20 protein-coding genes are annotated in these 20271 nt (G+C 69.4%); 8 read left to right on the top strand and 12 right to left on the bottom strand.

Annotated elements, in window-relative coordinates; translation table 11 throughout:
• Window positions 1–58 precede the first annotated feature (58 nt).
• Both PV646_RS15455 and PV646_RS15450 read left to right on the top strand, forming a co-directional pair.
• Complete coding sequence (locus PV646_RS15455) at window positions 59–214, top strand: hypothetical protein (RefSeq protein WP_162185756.1); 156 nt, start codon at window positions 59–61, stop codon at window positions 212–214.
• Window positions 211–1071 (top strand): S41 family peptidase, encoded by an 861-nt coding sequence (locus tag PV646_RS15450; RefSeq protein WP_500342144.1) that lies wholly within the window; start codon window positions 211–213, stop codon window positions 1069–1071. The genes PV646_RS15455 and PV646_RS15450 overlap by 4 nt, the downstream gene beginning before the upstream one ends.
• Here PV646_RS15450 and PV646_RS15445 read toward each other — a convergent pair.
• Complete coding sequence (locus PV646_RS15445; RefSeq protein ID WP_382456374.1) at window positions 1068–1370, bottom strand: YciI family protein; 303 nt, start codon at window positions 1368–1370, stop codon at window positions 1068–1070. The two genes, PV646_RS15450 and PV646_RS15445, sit on opposite strands and share 4 nt — an antisense overlap.
• Window positions 1371–1546: 176 nt before the next feature.
• Between PV646_RS15445 and trpS the strand changes: the two genes are divergently transcribed.
• Entirely contained in the window at window positions 1547–2470 is a 924-nt protein-coding gene (gene trpS / locus PV646_RS15440; RefSeq protein WP_500342142.1) for a tryptophan--tRNA ligase, read from the top strand.
• On the opposite strand, the gene PV646_RS15435 is transcribed toward trpS, so the two are convergent.
• From PV646_RS15435 to PV646_RS15425, 3 genes are read right to left on the bottom strand one after another with little or no spacing between them, the layout of a single operon-like run.
• The gene (locus tag PV646_RS15435; RefSeq protein WP_500342140.1) at window positions 2463–3236 is read right to left on the bottom strand and encodes a (deoxy)nucleoside triphosphate pyrophosphohydrolase; all 774 of its coding nucleotides are present in this window, start codon (window positions 3234–3236) and stop codon (window positions 2463–2465) included. The two genes, trpS and PV646_RS15435, sit on opposite strands and share 8 nt — an antisense overlap.
• A 9-nt stretch (window positions 3237–3245) precedes the next feature.
• Window positions 3246–4502, bottom strand: a complete 1257-nt coding sequence (locus PV646_RS15430; protein WP_500342139.1) for a sensor histidine kinase — start codon at window positions 4500–4502, stop codon at window positions 3246–3248.
• Complete coding sequence (locus PV646_RS15425; RefSeq protein WP_500342137.1) at window positions 4499–5200, bottom strand: response regulator transcription factor; 702 nt, start codon at window positions 5198–5200, stop codon at window positions 4499–4501. The genes PV646_RS15430 and PV646_RS15425 overlap by 4 nt, the downstream gene beginning before the upstream one ends.
• Window positions 5201–5368: 168 nt before the next feature.
• Here PV646_RS15425 and PV646_RS15420 point away from each other — a divergent pair, with 168 nt between their 5' ends.
• From PV646_RS15420 to PV646_RS15410, 3 genes are read left to right on the top strand one after another with little or no spacing between them, the layout of a single operon-like run.
• The gene (locus tag PV646_RS15420; RefSeq protein WP_500342135.1) at window positions 5369–6445 is read left to right on the top strand and encodes a LolA family protein; all 1077 of its coding nucleotides are present in this window, start codon (window positions 5369–5371) and stop codon (window positions 6443–6445) included.
• Complete coding sequence (locus PV646_RS15415; RefSeq protein WP_500342133.1) at window positions 6442–7446, top strand: ABC transporter ATP-binding protein; 1005 nt, start codon at window positions 6442–6444, stop codon at window positions 7444–7446. Before PV646_RS15420 ends, PV646_RS15415 begins: the two co-directional genes overlap by 4 nt.
• Window positions 7443–8252: an ABC transporter permease gene (locus PV646_RS15410; RefSeq protein ID WP_500342131.1), complete on the top strand. Its 810-nt coding sequence runs from the start codon at window positions 7443–7445 to the stop codon at window positions 8250–8252. Before PV646_RS15415 ends, PV646_RS15410 begins: the two co-directional genes overlap by 4 nt.
• Here the strand turns inward: PV646_RS15410 and PV646_RS15405 are convergent.
• The 4 genes from PV646_RS15405 to PV646_RS15390 are packed head-to-tail and all read right to left on the bottom strand — an operon-like array spanning window position 8249 to window position 12599.
• On the bottom strand, window positions 8249–9004 hold the full coding sequence (locus PV646_RS15405) for an SDR family oxidoreductase (protein ID WP_500342129.1): 756 nt from the start codon (window positions 9002–9004) through the stop codon (window positions 8249–8251). The two genes, PV646_RS15410 and PV646_RS15405, sit on opposite strands and share 4 nt — an antisense overlap.
• Window positions 9005–9016: 12 nt before the next feature.
• Window positions 9017–9967, bottom strand: a complete 951-nt coding sequence (locus tag PV646_RS15400; protein ID WP_500342127.1) for an ABC transporter ATP-binding protein — start codon at window positions 9965–9967, stop codon at window positions 9017–9019.
• The gene (locus PV646_RS15395; protein ID WP_500342125.1) at window positions 9967–11637 is read right to left on the bottom strand and encodes an ABC transporter permease; all 1671 of its coding nucleotides are present in this window, start codon (window positions 11635–11637) and stop codon (window positions 9967–9969) included. Before PV646_RS15395 ends, PV646_RS15400 begins: the two co-directional genes overlap by 1 nt.
• Window positions 11601–12599, bottom strand: coding sequence for a thiamine ABC transporter substrate-binding protein (locus PV646_RS15390; protein ID WP_500342122.1), 999 nt, complete (start codon window positions 12597–12599; stop codon window positions 11601–11603). Before PV646_RS15390 ends, PV646_RS15395 begins: the two co-directional genes overlap by 37 nt.
• Before the next feature lie 138 nt (window positions 12600–12737).
• Between PV646_RS15390 and PV646_RS15385 the strand changes: the two genes are divergently transcribed.
• Together PV646_RS15385 and PV646_RS15380 are read left to right on the top strand one after the other, a co-directional pair.
• The gene (locus PV646_RS15385; protein WP_500342119.1) at window positions 12738–13031 is read left to right on the top strand and encodes a 4a-hydroxytetrahydrobiopterin dehydratase; all 294 of its coding nucleotides are present in this window, start codon (window positions 12738–12740) and stop codon (window positions 13029–13031) included.
• Window positions 13032–13084: 53 nt separating this feature from the next.
• On the top strand, window positions 13085–14074 hold the full coding sequence (locus PV646_RS15380; protein ID WP_500342117.1) for a glycoside hydrolase family 88 protein: 990 nt from the start codon (window positions 13085–13087) through the stop codon (window positions 14072–14074).
• Here PV646_RS15380 and PV646_RS15375 read toward each other — a convergent pair.
• From PV646_RS15375 to ychF, 4 genes are all read right to left on the bottom strand, one after another.
• On the bottom strand, window positions 13991–15205 hold the full coding sequence (locus tag PV646_RS15375; RefSeq protein ID WP_500342113.1) for a mannosyltransferase: 1215 nt from the start codon (window positions 15203–15205) through the stop codon (window positions 13991–13993). The genes PV646_RS15380 and PV646_RS15375 overlap by 84 nt on opposite strands.
• Before the next feature lie 283 nt (window positions 15206–15488).
• Window positions 15489–15644 (bottom strand): DUF6131 family protein, encoded by a 156-nt coding sequence (locus tag PV646_RS15370; RefSeq protein WP_189158217.1) that lies wholly within the window; start codon window positions 15642–15644, stop codon window positions 15489–15491.
• Between the two features lie 269 nt (window positions 15645–15913).
• Window positions 15914–19018 (bottom strand): AfsR/SARP family transcriptional regulator, encoded by a 3105-nt coding sequence (locus PV646_RS15365; RefSeq protein ID WP_500342110.1) that lies wholly within the window; start codon window positions 19016–19018, stop codon window positions 15914–15916.
• Between the two features lie 93 nt (window positions 19019–19111).
• On the bottom strand, window positions 19112–20191 hold the full coding sequence (gene ychF, locus PV646_RS15360) for a redox-regulated ATPase YchF (RefSeq protein WP_500342109.1): 1080 nt from the start codon (window positions 20189–20191) through the stop codon (window positions 19112–19114).
• Between the last annotated feature and the right edge of the window lie 80 nt (window positions 20192–20271).

Here is a 20271-nt window from a genome sequence, read left to right as displayed (position 1 = left end):
TGCCAGTGAACTGAGCCTCACCTACTCTGACGGCACGTGTCGGAGTGGAGTCCAGCCTGTGGGTAAGAAGCTCAAGAAGAAGTGCTGCCGGTCGAAGCCCCAGTGCAAGCGCTGCCCGGTTCCGTTCCTGCTCAAGGAGCGTGACAAGGCCAGGAAGAAGGCGGCGAAGAAGGCGGCGAAGGCAGCCAAGAAGGCCCTGAAGAAGGCGGCTTGAGACCAGCCGCGGTCCGGGCCTACGTCGACGAGGCGCTGGGCCTTCTCCAGCGTCACTCGATCGAGAGCGCCCAGGCCGACTGGCCCGCGGTACGTGCCGAAGCTCACGCCGCCACCGCCTCGGCACGCGGCCCCGAGGACACCTACGACGCGATCCGTCACGTGATCGCCACCCTCGGCAACCCGCACACCCACCTGATCACGGCCGAGCGCGCGGCCTCACCACGGCGGCACGCCATGCCGACAGGTCGGTTGCTCGACGGAACCGGCTGGCTGGTCCTGCCCCCGACGCACTCGCGCCACGGGAGCGCCTACGTCACGGCAGGCCTGAGGGCGCTGAGACGCCTGATCGCGACACGACCGACCGGGTGGGTGGTCGACCTGCGCGGCAACGGCGGCGGCGACATGCACCCGATGCTCACCGTGGTCGCCCCGCTGCTCGGCGAGGGCGAACGGGGCAGGTTCGTCGGCCCGCACGGCTCCACGGGCTGGGGTGTCCGGCGCGGCCACGTCTACAACGGCGACCGGACGGCGTTCCGGTGGCGCCGGATCCCCGCGGCCCGCAGCGAACCGGTCGCGGTGCTCACCGACCACCGCACGGCGAGTTCGGGTGAAGCGGTGCTGATCTCGTTCCTCGGCGCCGCCGGCACGAGGACCTTCGGCACGCCGACCGCCGGCTACGCCACGGCGAACCAGTCGTTCCCACTCCCCGACGGCGCCCGGCTCGCGATCACGACGGCGCTCATGGCCGACCGGACCGGCCGGACGTACGGCAACGCCCCGGTCGTCCCGCAGGCGGTCGTCGACGGCGACGCGCTCACAGCGGCGATCGAGTGGCTCTCCGCGAGACAGCCCTAGGACTGGAGGACTGCCTCGTTCAGCTTCAACAGCTCCGGTGCCGTACGAGTGGCCTCGAACTCGCAGATCTCGTACTTGACCAGCTTCTGCTCCGCCCACGGGTCCGTGGCGAGCAGCGCTTCGAGCTTGCCCCGGGGCATGGGCCGCGTGATGATCACGCCGCCCGTCCTCGGCACCTGACGCCCCGAAGCGAGGAAGAGCCCTCGCTCGTACTGCTTCTCGACCCACTCGCGGTGGTCGGGGAGGGCGTAGTCGATCTGTTCCAGTGGCGCGGCGTACTTCAGCAGCACGATGAACATGCTTTGACGGTAGCCCTATACTGGCGATCGTGCGCACTCTCAACGCCTTCTGGTGGGCCGCTTTCAGGCGGCCGGAGTAGCAGCGCGCAGACACCACTGACGCGAACCGCAGGCCGCCCCGACGGGCGGCTTTTTTGATGCGTTCCGGACGGGCGGTCCCCACGAAGGGACGAACCATGATCCGGCTCTCCGCCATCACCCCCTCCGGCCAGGTCCACCTGGGCAACTACCTCGGCGCGCTGCGCACGTGGGCTCGGGAGGGCACCGACGAGGACGTGTACTTCATCAGCGACCTGCACGCGATGACGTCGTCGCACAACCCGCAACGACTGCGATCGATGACGCGGGAGCAGCTCGCGGTGCTCATCGCGTCCGGCATCGATCCGGCGAGCGTGTGCGTGCAGAGCGACCTGATCCGCGAGCTGGGAGCGCTCAACTGGGTCCTGGAGTGCACCTGCACCTACGGCGAGGCCGCGCGGATGATCCAGTTCAAGGAGAAGTCACTCGGCCGCGAATCGGTGCGGCTGAGCCTGCTGACCTACCCGGTGCTGATGGCCGCGGACATCCTTTTGCAGGGCACCGCGGAAGTGCCGGTCGGTGAGGACCAGCTCCAGCACGTCGAACTGGCCCGCGCGCTCGCCCGGCGCTTCAACCACGCGTACGGCGACGCGTTCATCGTGCCGACCGCCGTGGTGCCGAAGGTCGGGGCGCGCATCAAGGACCTCTCGGACCCGGCGCGCAAGATGGACAAGTCGGCGCAGAACTCCGCCGGTGTCGTCTTCGTGCTCGACGAGCCGGACCTGGTGCGGCGCAAGGTCCGCAGGGCGGTCTCGTCGACCGAGGGCATCGCGAACCTGACCGAGATCCTCTCCTCCTGCACCGGCAAGGAGCCCGAGGACTACACGACCCGGTTCGCCGACCTGAAGAACGTCGTGGCCGAAGCGGTGATCGAGGAGCTGCGCCCGGTGCGCGACCGCACGCTGGAGCTCCTCGCCGACCCCGCCGAGCTGGACCGGATCAGGCAGGCGGGCGCGGAACGGTCCCGCGAGCGCGCCCAGCACCGGCTGAACGCGGCCCTGCGCCTGTCCGGGCTCAGTTGAGGAGCTCCTGAAGGGCCGGCACCAGCACGCGGTCGGCGGGCAGCCAGTCCAGACCGGGCAGCTCGCCGGCGGTGAGCCACCGGACGGCGTTGTGTTCCAACGCCTCCGGCTCACCGTCGGCGAGCCGCGCGGCGAAGATCCGCAGCACCAGGTCCTCCTTCAACGGCACGTCCGGCCCGATCTGCTCGCCGACGACGACGGGGACTCCCAGCTCCTCGACGCACTCGCGCACCAGCGCGTCCGCGGGCTTCTCGCCGGGCTCGACCCGTCCACCGGGCAGTTCCCACTGTCCCGCATGGCTTTCCGGGTACGACCTCTGCTGCGCCAGCAACCGCCCATCCCGGACGATCGCCGCCCCGACGACGACCCTGGCCGCGCGCAACTCCTCACAGCGCCGGGCGAGCAACGCCGAGCGCTTCTCCAGCACCCGCAACGCCATCCCGCGCGCGACCGTGACGTCCGCGAACCGCCCGACGACACCGCGGACCGAGGTCCACGAGACCCGGTCGACCACCATTGTCCCGGCCGCGGTCACCACGAGATCCGTGTGCAGTTCCAGGAAGTCACCGGCAGCGGACACACCGGACAGATCGGCGCGGGTGACCGTCAGCCGGACCCCGAACGGCCCGACGAGCACATCTCCCAGGCACAGCAGGGAACTCGGGACGCGAACCCCGAACCCCGTGATCAGCGACGTGTCCAGCAGGGCACCCGCGACGACGGAAACAGGCGCGTCGACCAGTGCCGACGCTCGCAACTCTGGCACCGGAGCTTGCTACCAGGACGGCCAGCGGATCTCCAAACGCGCACCCCCGGCAGGGGACTCCGCGGCCCGCACCGTCCCGCCCCTCCGCCGCACCAGGTGCGACACCAGGGCCAGGCCGAGACCGAACCCTCCGGACCGGCGCCCGCGGTCCTCCTCGACCCGGTAGAACCGGTCGAACACCTTCGTCCGGTGTTCCAGAGGAATCCCGTGCCCGTCGTCGTCCACGATCAGCCGCACGTCCCGCCCGACCGGCACGAGCGTCAGCGTGATCGTCGAGTACGCGTACCGGGCGGCGTTGCGCAGCAGGTTGTCCAGCACCAGCTCGACCTCGGACCGCGTCGCCGACACCAGGCAGGCCGACGGCGGCGCGGTGAGCCGCACGAGCAACTCCGTGTCCAGCCGGGAGATCGCCGCCTCGGCCTCCAGCACCAGGTCGACGGCTTCGGCGCGGGGCGGTGCGGCCGTGTCCGCGCGCGCCAGGATGAGCAACGACTCGACGAGCGCGCTGAGCCGGATCGACTCCTCGACCACCGACTCCAGCACCTCGATGGAGAAGTCCGGATCCGGGTGCGCCACCGCGACCTCGGCCTGCGCCCGCACCGAGGCCACGGGCGAACGAAGCTCGTGCGCCGCGTCGCCGGTGAAGCGCCGCAACCGGTCCGAGGCCTCGTCACGCCGGGCCAGCAACGCGTTCAACGCCTCGGCCAGCGCCTGCAGTTCGTCGCGTGAAGGCGGCACCGGCAACCGTTCGCCGTGCGGCAACTCCCCCGCCGCGACCCTCATCCGTTCGACCGGCCGCAACGACGACCGCACCGAGAGCCACGTCGCGATCCCGACCAGCCCGGCCACCAGCACCGCCGCGAACGCAAGCCAGCGCGTGCCCAGCGTGTTGGCGTTCTCGTACCCGAGCAGCGTGCTCCCGTACACCTCCAGGCGAGGCGACCCGTCACCCGAGAACACGACCTGGCCCCGGTAGCGCAGCGCGGACTCGCCCTCCATCCGCAGCACGGGCTCGCCGGACCTCAGCGTGCGGATGTCCTGGTCCGTCAACGGAAGCGGCGGCTTGCCGTCCACCGGCACCCCGGACACGTCCAGCACCCGCGGTTCCGACTTCGCCAGCTCCTGGTCCACCGCCGTGATCTGGATCAGCCCGATCAACGCCGGCGCCAGCCCGGTGAACGCCAGCAGGCACAGCAACGCGACCCCGGTGGCCACGACGGTGATGCGGAAGCGCAGCGAGCGCCGCAACCACCAGCCAGGGCTCACCTGTTCCCCAGCGCGCTGTCCAGGTCCGGAGTGGACGCGATGTACCCGTGCCCGCGAATGGTCCGCACGACCTCACCGGCCCCCACGGCCTCCAGCTTGCGCCGCAGGTACCCGACGTAGACCTCGACGGCGTTGCGGGTCGCGGCCTGCTCGTCCCCCCAGACCGTCCGCAGCAGCTCGTCCTTCGTCACCACGGACCCCGCGCGCGACGCCAGCACGTCGAGCACCGCGTACTCGCGGGGGCTGAGCGAGACGTCGAGCCCGGCCCAGCTGACCTCGCGCAGCCCGCGGTCGATCACCAGGCTCCCCAGCGTCAGCTTGCGGCGCGCCCCACCACCCCGCCGCAGCAACGCCCTGACCTGCGCCACCAGCACGACGAAGCTGAACGGCTTGACCAGGTACCCGTCGGCGCCGAGGTCGAGGCCGTCCGCCTGGTCGACCTCCCCGTCCTTGGCGGAGACCATCAGCACGGGCGTGCGCACCCCGTCGGCCCGCATGCGCTGCAGCACGCGATACCCGGACAGCCCGGGCAGCATGATGTCGAGCAGCACCACGTCGAAGGCACCGGTCAGCGCGACCCGCAGCGCCGTGGGCCCGTCGGACGCGGTGACGACCTCCATGCCCTCAGCGGACAGGCCGCGCTCCAGGGCCCGGCGCACACCGACTTCGTCGTCCACGACCAGCACTCGAGGCTTCACAGCCCACAGCATGCCGCGCGGAACTCTCAGCTGCCCGCAAGATCTCAGCCGACTCTCAGAAAACACCTCGCGGCGAGCGGATAACCGCAGGTAGAAGTAGTCTCAGCACCATCTCAGCAACCCACCACCAAGCTAGAGCCACAAGCCCTTGGAGGAGGGGAACCACTGATGAACAAGCGAAAGGTGTCCCTGGTCGCTGCGGCGACCGGTGTGGTCACCGGTGTGGCAGGCCTGAGCCTGCTCGCCATGCCAGCGGGTGCGGGCCAGCCGCCATCACTCCCGGACGTGTCCGCGGAGTCACTCGTGCAACAGGTGCTGACGAGCAAGCCGGGTGCGTTCGGCGGAACCGTGGAGGTCGACAACAAGCTCGGTCTCCCGTCGATCTCGCAGATCCCCCAGCTCGCCGACGGCAAGCACAGCGCGCGGATCTGGACGGACGGCAACGGCAAGTTCCGCGCCGCCCTGCCGAACGGCCAGTCCGAGCAGACCATCGTCGACGACGGCAAGACCACGTGGTCCTGGAACTCGCAGGACAACGAGGTCACCAAGTCCGAGCACAAGGACGAGCCGAAGGCCGAGAAGCCGGCCCAGGCCGAGTCGGTCGACCCGGCGACCGCCGCCAAGCAGGTCGTCGAGTTGACCAGGGAGTTCAGCGAGATCTCCGTCGACGGCACCGCGCGAGTCGCGAACCGTGCCGCCTACGAGCTCGTGCTGACCCCCAAGGCCAGCGAGAAGACCCTGATCCGCGAGGTGCGGATCGCGGTCGACTCCGAGCTGAAGATGCCGCTGCGCGTCGCCGTTCTCACCAACGGCACGGCCGAGCCCGCGGGCACGGTCGGCTTCAGCGAGATCAACGTCGGCCCGCAGGACCCGAAGCTCTTCGAGTTCACGCCACCGGCGCAGGCCAAGGTCACCACGCCGGAGGCCAAGGAGCAGAGGCAGGGCCGGAGCGAGAGGCCGGAACTCGGCCTGGAGCAGGCGTTGCAGGGCAAGGACCCGCAGTTCTTCGGCACGGGCTGGGACACGGTCGTCGGCGCACGCATCCCGGCCGAGGCCATGACCCAGGTTCCCGCCGAGGCGCAGGGTCTGGTCGACAAGTTCACGAAGAAGGTCAGCGGCGCGTGGGGTAGCGGTCAGATCTTCACCACGAAGGTCGCCACGATCCTGATCGCGGACGACGGTCGTGTCGTCGCGGGCGCCGTGCCCGAGCAGGTCCTGTTCGACACGATCGGACAGGTGAAGTGACCACCTCGACCAGCGCGCCGGTGACAGCGCCTTCCAAGACCGCTGTCGCCGCGCGGACCAAGGGACTGCGCAAGGAGTACGGAAGCACGGTCGCCGTGGACCGCGTCGACCTCGAGCTGCCGGAAGGAGCCGTGCTCGGCATGCTGGGGCCCAACGGGTCCGGCAAGACGACCACGATCCGGATGCTGCTCGGGTTGGTCCGCCCCACGCAGGGGGAGATCGAACTGCTCGGCAGGCCGCTTCCCGAGGGAGCCGAGCAGGCGCTGCCGCACGTGGGCGCGCTGGTCGAGGGTCCGGGGTTCCACCCGTTCCTCAGCGGACGGGAGAACCTCGTCAGGTGTGCCGCGTTCGAACCTCTGCTGCCCCGCAAGGAGATCAAGCAGGCGGTCGAGGACGCCATCGAACGCGTCGGGCTCGCCCAGGCGGCCCACCGCAGGTACCGGGGGTACTCGCTCGGCATGAAGCAACGTCTCGGCCTGGCCGCGGCGTTGCTCGTGCCGCGCAAGCTCGTCGTCCTCGACGAGCCGACCAACGGCCTCGACCCGGCCGGCACGCGGGAGATCCGCAAGATCATCGCGGAGTTGCACGCGGCCGGCAGCACGGTGCTGGTGTCCAGCCACCTGCTGAGCGAGGTCGAGGCGACCTGCACGCACGTCGCGGTGCTGCACCGCGGCACCGTGGTGGCGCAGGGAGAACTGACCGAACTGCTGCAGGCGGGCGGTTCGGCGCTCCAGGTGATCACGCCGGACGTCGAGTCCGCGTTGAGCGCTCTCAGGCAGGCCAAGATCTCGGCCAGGCCGTTGAGTGACGGACTGCGCGTCGAGCTCGCGGGGACGAGCGCACCGCAGGTGATCGAGACCCTGGTCAAGGGCGGCGCACGGGTCTTCGAGGCCACGCGCTGGAAGACCGGCCTGGAGGAGCTGTTCGCACGGCTCACCGAGGCCGAGGAGGCCGAGCGCGGAATGTCCGCAGTGGACACTCTGGACGGGGGACGCCGATGATCACGCGTCAGTTCGGCTCCGAGGTGCGCTGGATGCTGCGCCGGCCGCGGACCCTCATCGGGTTGTTCGGCCTGATCCTCGTGCCGATCATCATCAGCTTCGGCATCTGGACCGCCGGTTCGGACGAGGGTGGCGGCGGGCCTCCGGGCCTCGGCGCGATCCTGCAGGGCAACGGCATGGTCGTGCCGATCTTCACGTTGTTCCTGTCGCTCAACCTGTTGCTGCCGCTGGTGGCGTCGATCTGGGCGGCGGACGGACTCGCGGGCGAGGCCCAGCACGGCACGTTGCGCGGCCTGCTGGTCGCACCGGTGTCCCGTGTGCGGCTGCTGTTCGTGAAGCTCTTCGGCCTCACCGCGATGTCGTTGTTCGCCGTCACGCTGATGGCCGTCGTCGGCATCATCGCGGGCACGGCGTTCCTCGGCACCGACGGCATGATGACGCTGTCCGGCACCACGCTCTCGTTCGCGGAGGGCCTGCTGCGCATCGGGTTGTTCATCCTGCTGGTGACGTTCCAGATGGTGGCGATCGGCGCGGTCGCCCTCGCCGTCTCGTCCACCACCGAGCACCCGCTGGTGGTGCAGGCGGCGACGATGACGACGATCATCGTGTTCCAGGTGCTGGGGCAGTTCTCGTCGCTGGACTGGCTGCACCCGTTCCTGATCACGACCGGGTTCCCGGGGCTGATCGACGTGATGCGCGACCCGATCCCGTTGGGGCAGATCGGCGACAGCACGTTGCTGGCCGGCTGCTACCTGCTGATCGGTACGGGCCTCGCGGCGATGCGATTGGTCACCAAGGACAGCTAGCGCCGGAAGCCGCCTTCGCTGTTGATCACCTGACCGGTGATCCACGCGGCGTCATCGGTGCACAGCCAGGAGATCAGCCGGGCGGCGTCGTCCGGCTGACCCCAGCGCTTCGCCGGCATCCGTTCGTTCACGAAGTCGGTGAGCTCCGGACCCGCCCACCCCGTGTCGGTGGGGCCGGGGTTCACCGCGTTGACGGTGATGCCCCGGTCCGCCAGCTCGTGCGACAGCGTCGCGACGATGGCCGCCAACGCGCCCTTCGACGCCGCGTAGGCCACCTCGCCGGGCATCGGCCCGAGGTTCTGGCCGGACGTCATGAACACGATCCGTCCGCCGTCGGTCCTGGTCCATTGACGGGCAAACGCTTGCGCCAGCAGGATCGACGAGCGGGTGTTCACGGCGTAGTGCCCGTCGAGCATCGCCGCGTCCAACGAGCCCAACGGCCCGTCGCCGCCCGACCTCGCGTGATTGCACACCAGCACGTCGACACGGCCGTAAGCCTCGACAGCCGCGGCCATCAGCTCGTCCGGCGCCTCCGGACGGGCCAGATCCACGCCCACGCCGATCGCGCCGAAATCCGCCAGCACCTCGTCCACGTCATCGGCGCCCCACGGCTGTGCGGCGTCATGCGCCACGTGGTGTTGCACGAACAGATCGGCACCCAGGCCGGAAAGCCTCGATGCGATCGCATAGCCGATGCCCTGCCGCCTGCTCACGCCGGTGATCAGCGCGACGCGTCCCCCGAGAAGTCCCATAGGCCCTAATGCCTACCCGACGCGCGCGACGCCGTCCAAGTCAATTGCGAGCCGCACGCGGTCGCCGACGGACACCGGACCCACGGCTTCGTACTCCTCGCCGCCGATCTCCACGAGCAACCGCACGTGGTCGCGCCGGTGCACCCGTTCCAGCACCGTGCCCTGCAGCAGTCCGTCCGGGTCGACCCGCAACGCGGTGGCGCGCAACCCGACCCGCTCGACGTCCAGCCCGACGAACGAGCCCGGCACGAACTTGTTGCACCCCAGGAACTTCGCGGTCTCCACGTCGACCGGTGACGACCACACCTCGGCCGGCGGGCCGACCTGGACGATCCGGCCGCGCGACATGATCGCCACGCGGTCGGCCAGCGTGAAGGCCTCGTCGTGGTCATGCGTCACGACGAGAGCCGTGGTCGCGGCCTCTCGCAGCAGCCGCGCCAGGTCGACCGCGAGCTGCTCGCGCAACGCCCGGTCCAGCGCCGACAGCGGTTCGTCCAGCAGCAACAAGCGAGGAGAGGGAGCCAAGGCCCGCGCCAGCGCCACCCGTTGCTGCTCGCCGCCGGACAGCTGCGTCACGCGGCGGTCGGCATACCCTTCCAGCCCCACGAGCTCCAGCAACGAGAGCACGCGCTTGTCCCGCGCCTCGCGCTCGACCTTCTGCATCCGCAGGCCGAACGCCACGTTCCCGGCGACCGTCCGGTGCGGGAACAGCTGCCCGTCCTGGAAGACCAGCCCGAACTCGCGCCGGTGCACCGGGACGCCGGCCAGGTCGGCGGCATCCCAGCGGACCGCACCGGCGGAGGGCTTCTCCAGCCCCGCCACCGTGCGCAGCAACGTCGACTTGCCGCACCCGGACGGCCCGAGCAGCGCGACGACCTCGCCGTCCGCCACCGAGAGCGACACGTCCGACACCGCGGCCGTCTGTCCATAAAGGACGGTGATCGAGTCCAGTTCCAGTGCCATCAGAACTCCCCGCTGCTCGGCACGCGCAACCGCTCGATCAGCAGCACGCACCCGACCGTCACGACCATCAGCAACGCGCACGCCGCGTAGGCCATCTGGCTGTTCAACTCCCCCGGCCGCGACATCAGCCGCGCGATCACCACCGGCAACGTCGGCGCGTCCGGGCGGGCCAGGAAGCTCGTCGCCCCGAACTCCCCCAGCGCCACCACGTACCCGAACCCGGCCGCCGCCGCCAGGGAACGTCCGACCAGCGGCAGGTCCACCTCACGCCACACCCGTGCCGGTGAGGCACCGAGCGTCGCCGCCGCCTGCCGCAGCCGTTCGTCGACGGCCCGCAGCACCGGCAGCACCATCCGCACGATCAACGGTGTCACGACCAGCGCCTGCGCCAGCGGCACCAGCATCGGCGAGGTCCGGAAGTCGCCCGGCAGGGCGTCCATCGTGATCAGGTAGCCGAAGCCGACCGTCACCGCGGACACCCCGAGCGGCAACATCAAAGCCGTGTCGAGCACCTCGGCGAAGCGGGCACCGGACCGCCGCAGCCCGACCAGCACCACGGCCGAGAACACACCGACCACCAACGCCACCAGCGTCGCGTCGAAGGCCGTCCGCAGCGAGTTCACGGCGGCGTCGATCCCGGTCACCGCCAGCGTGCCACGATCACCACGGGTGTTCAGCGCCACGTACCCGGCGAAGCTCCAGCCGTCCCGAGTGGACAGTGAGCGCGTCACCAGCCCGACCACCGGCGTCAGCAGCGCCACCACGACGGCGAAGGCGGCGGCCACGACGTACCACTCGCCGCCGGACGGCCGTCGCGCCAGCTCTTCCCTGCCCCGCAACGCCAGCGCGGTCTCGCGCCGGCGCCGGGCCAGCGCGCCCAGCACCAGCACCGCGAGCACGGCGACGAACTGCAGCAACGACAACGCCGCCGCCCCGGACAGGTCGAACAGCTCGACCGTCCGCAGGTAGATCTCCGTCTCCAGCGTCCGGTACCGCGACCCGCCCAGCACCAGCACGACACCGAAACTGGTGGCGCAGAACAGGAACACGACCGCCGCGGCCGACCCGATCGCCGGTGCCAGCGCCGGCAGCACCACCGACACGAAGGCCCGGGGACGAGAAGCACCGAGGGCCCTGGCCGCGTCCTCGGCGCGTCGATCGGTGTGCGCCCACAACCCGCCGACGGTCCGCGCGACCACGGCGACGTTGAAGAACGCGTTCGCCAGCACGATCGGCAGCACCCCGCCGTCGGGCCAGAACGTCCGGAAAGCCAGGCCCACCACGACGGTCGGCAGCACGAACGGCACCATCACGGCGGCCCGGATCAACCCGAGCCCGCGAATCCGGCACCGCGCCAGCACGAACGCCAGCGGCATCCCGGCGACGACCGCCACGACCGTCGACGCCAGTGCCTGGCCCAGCGTGAACCCGACGAGTTCCCAGGTGTCGCCCTCGAAGAGCACGGAGAGGACGCCGCCCTCGCGCAGGCCCAGCGACACGATCGCCAGCACGGGCCACGCGAAGAACAACCCCAGGAAGGCCAGCGGCAGCAGCGCCGCCGCCGACCACCCGGAACGGGCCGAGATCAGCCCCGCGCGAGCACGCGCCGGCCCCGGCCCTCCAGTGCGACCGCTCAGCCCTGCACGATCTTGCGCCACTGCTCGACCCACGCTTCGCGGTTGTCCTTCACCTTGTCCGCGGGCAGCGACTGCGGCGAAGACGGCAGCGGAGCGTCCTTGGCCCACGACTCGGGCAGCGCGACACCCTCACGTGACGGGTAGACGTACATCTGCTCGGCCACCTGGGCCTGGAACTTCTCGCCCAGCAGGAAGTCGAGCACCTTCTGCGCGTCCGACGGGTTCTTGGCACCGGACAGCACGCCCGCGTACTCGACCTGGCGGTAGCAGGTGTCCAGCACGGCCTTGGTCTTGCCACCCTCGGCCGACGGCGACGACGCGTACGACACGACGATCGGCCGGTCGCCCTTGGTGGCGGAGAACTCCTGGTTGTAGGCCTCTTCCCAGCCGCTCACGACCTTGACGCCGTTGGCCCTGAGCTTGGTCCAGTACTCCTGCCAGCCGTTCTCGCCGTACTTGGCGATCGTGCCGAGCAGGAACGCGAGACCGGGCGACGAGGTGGCCGGGTTCTCGACGACCAGCTTGTCCTTGAACTTCGGGTCGACCAGGTCGTCGTACGACTTGGGCTCGACACCGCCGAGCTTGGCCGGGTCGATGTTGAGGCAGACGTCACCGACGTCGACGGCCTGGAGCCGGTTCGAGTCGTCGGCCTTGTACCGCTGGGCGCCCTTCGACGCCTCCGGCGAGGCGTACTCGGCGAACACGCCCTCGGACAGGGCACGCGAGGCGAACGTCGAGTCGACGCCGAACGCGACGTCGCCGATCGGGTTCGCCTTGGTCAGCACCAGCTTGTTCGTCAGCTCGCCCGCGTCTCCGCTCGCGAGCTGCTTCACGGTGATCCCGGAGGCCTTCTGGAACTCCTCCAGCACCTCCGGCTTCACCGCGAACGAGTCGTGGGTCACCAGCGTGACCTCGTGCGACTGCGGCGCGGTCGAGGTACCGGCCGAACACCCGGCCAGCACCAGAGCAGCACAAACAGCGAAAATCCTTCTCACGTCAAATCTCTCCCTACGCCGGTATGACCCGGATCAGGTGGACGGTCGAGGGCTTGCGAGCCCTCCTCTCAGCCCGGCGCTTCACCGGACTCCCGTGGCAAACGCGCAGCTTACGTGACCTGGTGGGACGATCAGGACATGGCCGAGCTGTTGAGCGACGATCAGTTGAACGACGTGCTGCCCAAGCTGCCCGACTGGACCGCGCAGGACGCGGCGCTGGTCCGGACCGTGGAGCTGCCGAGCTTCTCCCACGCGATCATGGTCGTGAACCGGATCGCGGAGATCGCGGAGAACGACAACCACCACCCGGACATCGACATCCGTTACAAGACACTGACATTCCGCCTGAGCACGCACTACAAGGGAGGAATCACCGCCCTCGACGTGACTCTCGCCGAAGAGATCGACGGAGTCCTGGACGCGCTGAGCTGATTCGGTCAAGATGTGCGCTGCCGCCGCCCGCGGACAGGAGAGGGAACACCCTCATGCGGTTGCGCACATCACTTTTTGTGGTCGTTCTGACCGGGACGCTTGCCGGGATTCCGACCGCGGCTCAGGCCGTGCCGTGTGCCGTGACGGACACGATGATCAAGGCCAGTCAGGCATGGGTCACCAAGGGCTCCGATCTCGCGGCGAACACCTGGTCCAACGCGAACTTCCACGTCGGCAACCTCGCCCAGGTGCGGACCACCGGCATCAGCAACCACAAGACGTGGCCGTGGGTGCAGGCGAACAAGTTCCTGCTGCCGGTCGACCCGGCGAACCCCTTCGCCCCGGACGCCCAGGCGACCGGTGAGCCGTACCTCGACGTGGCGTACTTCCACCCGGAGCCCGAGGTGCTCCAGCCGTTGCGGGACAACCTGCGCGCCCAGGTGAAGGACGGGAAGACGCACTACTGGCGTTCGCCGGACGCGCTGAACATGGCACTGCCGTCGTTCACGCGCGTCGCCGTGGCGGACAAGGACCAGGCGATGCTCGACTACTCGTTCCAGTCGTACCGCAGCCTCAAGGCCCGCACGTTCAACGAGTTCACGGGCCTGTGGAGCCTGAACGCGCAGACCAACGGCTGGGCCGTGCAGGGTCTGGCGAAGGCGATGCTCGCGCTCCCGGCCGACCACCCGTACCGCGCCGAGTACGCCAAGACGCTGCGCAAGAGCGTGCAGACTTTGAAGCTCTTGCAACGCCCCGACGGTTTCTGGGGCGCCACGGGCAAGGACTCGGCGGCCACCGCGATGATCACCTACGCGATCGCGGCCGGCATCAACGCGGGCGTGCTCGAGAAGGCGACCTACCTGCCGCACGCCCAGAAGGGCTGGCAGGCGTTGCTGACCGCGCTCGACGCCGACGGACTGCTCGGCTGGACCGCGGCCCGCAACTCCTGGAGGCCCGCGTCAGCCGGAGACTCGGCTGGGTTCGCCGTCGGCAGCTTCCTCGTCGCGGGGCAGCAGCTCGTCCCTCTTACGCCGGGTTGCTAGCCCGATCGCGACCAGCGTGAGCAAACCCGCGGCCGGATAGCCCCAGCCGAGCAGCACGAAGATCCACGGTCGCGGGAAGTCCCAGATGTTCGGCTGGGCGAGCAGCAGGAACGAGATCAGGTAGCCGCCGGTCAGCAGCACCCAGAGGCCGGCGGTGATCTTGCACAGCAGGTGTCCGCCCTCGTAGACCAGCCACAACAGGGCGGGCACCATCCACACCCAGTGGTGGCTCCACGAGATCGGCGAGACCAGCAGGCCGAGCATCTGGACGCTGACGATCAACGCCAGCACGTCCTTCGTCTTGCTGACCGCGAACCACGTCAGCGCGGCGGCGACGAGCACGGCGACGATGTAGATCGCCCCGGTCTTGACGTCGTAGCCGAACGTCCGGCTCAACGCGCCGCGCATCGACTGGTTGATCGCGCTGCCGACCGGCCCGACCCGGCTCGCGTCCCCGAGCAGCTGGAACCAGAACTTGTCCGACTGCGACGGCGAGATGGCCCAGCCGATGCCGTACACCACGACAAAAGCGACGAACGACCACACAGCGGCCATCCAGCGGCGCTGGATCAGGAAGTACAGCCCCGAGATCGCGGGGGTGAGCTTGATGCCCGCGGCGAAACCCACGCCGGCGCCACCGACCCAGTTGCGCGCGCTCGCGAGCGTGCCGATCAGGATCGCGACCAGCACCAGGTTGATCTGGCCGTAGTTGAGCGTGGTGCGGACCGGCTCGATCCACAACGTCAGCGCCGTCCACATCATGGCGCGGCGCGGGTCCTGCTGCTTGAGCAGCTTCAGGCTGGTGCGCACGATGAAGTAGAGGCAGCCCAGGCAGATCAGCTGCCAGATCCAGCGTGACGCCTCCCACGGCACCCAGCTCATCGGCGTGAAGATCGCGGCCGCGAACGGCGGGTAGGTGAACGGCAGCGGGAACACGTCCGCGTACTGGTCGAGCCGCCACTCGTACAGGTCGCCGGAGAACAGGTGCGGCGACCCGTTTCGGTAGACCAGCAGGTCGATCATGGTCATCTTCGTCTGGAACGCGACCATGAACAGGTGCCCGAGCACCGACAAACCGAACAGCCACGGCGCTACGGAGAGCACTCGCGCTTCCACAGCACGGAGTTTCACCCCGAAAACGTTACCCGAGGCAACGATCCGGGGTACCCCGGCGTCATAAGGACGGGAGAGATCGCAAGAGGGAGTTTTTCTGATCATGTCTGTTGATCTTGTTGTTGCCGCTGTCGCCGCTCTGGGCATGCTGGGGGTCGCGTTCGGAGTGTTCGCCGCTGCCGCACGCACGAAGAACAACGTGTAAAGCCGTTGTGAGACCAAAGAAGGGGCCAACCTCCACAGTGGAGGTTGGCCCCTTCACCGTTTCCGAGGGGGAGGGAACGGTGCTCTTGGTGCGCGTTTAGAAGTAGTGCGCACGCCCGCCGATCGGCTTGCCGACCGCGCCGAGGACGGCGAGAATCGCGCCGATCACCAGAAGCACCACGCCGAGCGTCGTCAGGATGTTGATACCGACCAACCATCCGACGACGAGCAGGATGAGACCAAGGACGATCATGACACCTCCAGGTGGGGAATCCTTTTCTGGATTACCCCACGGGGGTCGGTACAAACCTCGCTTCATACATTCGTCACCGATGTAAGCGAGCAGCCCCGGCCCGTGGGTCCTTCCTCTCCTCGCGGACGTCCACCGACACGAACTCTCGTGAGGGGCGCAACAGGAGTGGCGCGAGCAGCACGCATCCTGCCGGAACGTCGACCTGCTCACCGCCGAGGGGAACGTCCAGCGATCTGAGAACGCGGTGTTCGGCAGCCGCACGAGCGAGCCTAGGGCCGTTCGGGCACACCGCACTCCCGATAACGGGTGGCCGCCCGCGTCTCCGCCTCCCCGGCACCGTCCTCGTCTCCCGCAGCCCGCCGCACGGCGGCCAGCACCTCGAGCGACCGTGCTTCGAAGAAGCGCTGGTGGTAGCGACGGTATGTGGCGACGGCGTCTTCCGCATGGCGCAGCGCCTCCTCCGTCTCCCCCAGAGCGAGGTTCAACAGCGCGTGCTCCGCCTGCTCGTGGCCGAGGCACAACGCGATCGAGGCTCCGGAATTCGCGCGCATCTCGGCCAGGTGGCGCGCCGCCCGGTCGAGGTCGCCGAGGTTGCGGTAGGCCCGCGCGGCCGCGTGGTTGGCCTCGGACACGTCCTGGGGCACGTCGGCCCGAGAGGCGGCTTCGAGCAGGATGCGTGCGGCGGCCAGCGCGTCGTCATGGTCACCGCTGTGGTCGAACAGGTCGGCCATCATCTCCCAGGCATCGCAACGCTCGTCGAAACTGGACCGCACCCGCAGCCCTTCGAGCACGTCGAGCATGATGTCGAACGCCTCGTCTGCGAGCCCGAGGTGCAGCTTGGCCCTCGCCGCGGCGATGATGCCGATCGTGAGCGGCTGGGGGTTCCCCAGTTCCGCCTGCAGCACCTGGTGGGCCTCGTGGTTCGCGATCGCCTCAGGCAACCTGCCCAACCCGGCCAGGACACCGGTCAGCGACGCGTACACGTGCATCCTCACGGCGGCCGAACCGGCGAGCTCCAGAGCCCTGAGCAAAGCCTGCTCCGTGCCGGGGAGGTCAGGCCGCTGGTACAGCACGGAAGCGATGTTGAGCAGGCCGACCGCCTGACCTTCCCGGTCGCCCATCCGCTCGTGGATCGCGAGCGCCTGTTGCTGGTGGTGGAGTCCGTCGCCACCGGTCTTGCCGGCCAGTGAGCCCAGGAGCTTGTGCGCGGTCGCCTGTGCCTTCAGACCGCCGGTCCGGATGCTCAGGTCGAGCGCCACGTCCGTGAGCTTCTGCGCCCGCTCGAGATTGCCCTGGTACATGTGGAAGATCGCGTGGGACAGGTTCGCGTCGGCGATCAGCTCGTCTTCGCCGGAGGCCTGGGCGGAACGGTCCCGGATCTCACACAGCGGCTGCCAGTTCGTCAGGTCGCTGAGCTCGTAGCAGTACGCGCTGAGCACGGCACCGATCTGGTTGGCGGGCCAGTGCTCGCCACGGTCGACCGCGAGCACCACCGTCGAGAACAGGTTCGGGTACTCGGCGGCCATCCACGCGAACGCCTCTTCGGACGTCTTCAGCACGACGTCGGGCAGTTGGGTCGTCGTGGTCCTGAGCGGGAAGCGGCGCTGGTCGGGGAAGAGCAGCTCGCCCGCGTCGTCGGTCATGCGGCGGTAGAAGTCGTAGAGCCTTTCCAGGGCCACATCGACCTCCTCTTCCGCGCACCGCTCTCTGGCGTACACGCGCAGCAGGTCGTGCAGGCCGAAACGGTCGCCGCGGCTTTCCACGAGGTGGACGGAGACGAGTTGGTCCAGCTGGCGTCCCACGTCCGGCAAGCCGGAGATCGCGGCTGCGTCGTGCGCGGTGAAGTCGGAGCCGGGCAGCACCCCGAGTCGGCGCAGCACCAGCCGTACGTCCTCAGGCAGCGCGGCATAACTCTGGTCGAACACCACACCGACCGCAGCCGCCGGGTCACCGGGCACCTCCAGTTCGCCCAGCCGGTCCTCGCCGAGCCGCGCGACCTTGCCCGCGATGCTCATGTCGTCCTGGGCGCGCAGGTCGGCGGCCGCTATGCGCAATGCCAGCGGCAACCCGCCGCACAACCGCACCAGAGCCGCCGCGGCGTCCTTCTCCGCACGCACCCTCGCAGCACCGAGCACCCGTTCCAGCAACCGCATGCCACCCTCGTCGGTGAGCGTCGGCAGCCGCACGAGGTCCGCGTCGTTGAGCGTCAACCCGCGCAGGTCACCCCGGCTGGTGACGACGGTGAGCGCCCCGGCCGACGCGGGCAGCAGGGATCGCACCTGCTCGGCGCTGGCCGCGTTGTCCAGCAGCAGCAACAACTTCCGGTCCGCGACGAGCGACCGGTACAGCGCCACCTGCTCGTCCAGGCTGCCGGAGGCGTTCTCGGCGCCCAGTCCCTTCAGCACGAGCATCAACGCTTCCTGCGGCGTCATCGCGCGCACCTCGTCCTGCCCGCGCAGGTTGACGAAGATCTGCCCGTCCTCGAACCGCCCGGCGATCCGGTGCGCCCAGTGCACCGCGAGGGCGGTCTTGCCGACCCCGCCCGTGCCGGAGATGACGATGATGCGCGCATCGCTCACGGCCAGCCGATCGACGTCCTTCTCCCGTCCGGCGAAGGTGGCGAGGTCCGGCGGCAGCTGCCGGGGTGTGACCCGCTGCTCCTTCGGCGGCGCCACCTCGCCGCGCAGGATCTGGTCGTGCAGCGCGCTCAGCTCGGGCGTCGGATCGATCCCCAGCTCGTCCGCGAGCATCTCGCTGACCTGCCGATAGGCCGCCAGCGCCCCGGCCTGCTGACCCGACCGGTACAGCGCCAGCATCAGATGAGCCCAGAACCGGTCCCGCAGCGGGTACCGCCGTGTGAGCTCCCGCAACTCCGGCACCAGATCCACCGACCGCCCGGCCACGAGATCGGCCTCGATCCGCTGTTCCAGAGCCCCGAGCTGCTCCTCCACGAGCGGCGGCACGTCATCGCGGTGCAGGGACTCCGACGCCACGTTGCCGAGCACCGGCCCCCGCCACAAGGCGAGCGCGGGCCCGAAGTCCCGCCTCGCGACCAGGTCGCGGAACCTGTTGAGGTCGAACTGGTCCGGCACGACCTCGGCCATGTACCCACCGCGCTCGTGCCGCACGCAGTTGGCCTCGCCCAGCGCCTGGCGCAGCCGCATCACCACGGTCTGCAGCGTCTTGTGCGCACGGTCGAGGTCGGGCGGCTCACCCTCCCAGACACGTTCGACCAGCTCGTCCACCGAGACGAAGCGGTTGGCGCGCAACAACAGTGTGGCCAGCAGGACACGGCCGCGACCCGCCGGGACAGCCACGGGTTCCCCGTCGAGCAGTACCTCGAGGGGCCCCAGAACCCGGTACTCAACTCTCACACGATGAGAGTCTAGGTGCGCGGGCTGGGACACGCGGCGTCACGCTCTCAGAAGCCAGGCGCCGGACTCGCAGAGCCCGGCGCCCGCAACCGATCAGACGTTGAAGCGGAACTCCACCACGTCGCCGTCGGACATGACGTAGTCCTTGCCCTCCATGCGGACCTTGCCCGCCGCCTTCGCGTCGGCCTTCGACCCCGAGGCCACCAGGTCGTCGAACGACACGACCTCGGCCTTGATGAAGCCGCGCTCGAAGTCGGTGTGGATCACGCCGGCGGCCTGCGGGGCGGTGGCGCCCTGCGGGATCGTCCAGGCGCGCGACTCCTTCGGGCCCGCGGTGAGGTACGTCTGCAGGCCGAGGGTGTGGAAGCCGGCGCGGGCCAGGGCGTGCAGGCCCGGCTCGGTCTGGCCGATCGACTCCAGCAGCTCCAGGGCTTCCGACTCCTCGAGCTCGATCAGCTCCGACTCGACCTTGGCGTCGAGGAACACGGCGTCGGCCGGGGCGACGAGCTCGCGCAGTTCCTTCACGCGCGCCTCGTCGCTGAGGATGCCCTCGTCGGCGTTGAAGACGTAGAGGAACGGCTTGGTCGTGAGCAGCGAGAGCTCGCGGAGGAGTTCACCGTCCACTTCGGACTGCGCCGAGAACAGCGTGCGGCCCGAGTCGAGGATGTCCTTGGCCTTCTTGGCGTTCTCGAGGGGTGCGCGGCGGTCCTTCTGCATCCGCGCCTCCTTCTCGATGCGCGGGATGGCCTTCTCGAGGGTCTGCAGGTCGGCGAGGATCAGCTCGGTGTTGATCGTCTCGATGTCGCTCGACGGGTCGACGCGGCCGTCGACGTGCACGACGTCCGGGTCGTCGAAGACGCGGATGACCTGGCAGATCGCGTTCGCTTCGCGGATGTTCGCGAGGAACTTGTTGCCGAGGCCCTCGCCTTCCGACGCGCCCTTGACGATGCCGGCGATGTCGACGAACGACACCACGGCGGGCACCTCGCGCTCGGAACCGAAGATCTCGGCGAGCTTGGTGAGGCGCGCGTCCGGCAGCGGCACGACGCCCACGTTCGGCTCGATGGTCGCGAACGGGTAGTTCGCGGCGAGCACGTCGTTGCGCGTCAGCGCATTGAACAGGGTGGACTTGCCGACGTTGGGCAGGCCGACGATACCGAGGGTCAAACTCACGAGCGACGAGTCTACGGCAGGCGACGGTCGTGTCCGATTCCCGCGAGCCATTGCGCGTTCTCGCTGGCAGGATCGTTGAC

Origin of the sequence: Streptomyces sp. ID05-26A, from assembly GCF_033794685.1 — a bacterium.
Lineage (GTDB): Bacteria > Actinomycetota > Actinomycetes > Mycobacteriales > Pseudonocardiaceae > Lentzea.
The sequence above is the reverse complement of the archived record's forward strand: the minus strand, read 5'-3'. Positions and strand labels throughout refer to the sequence as shown.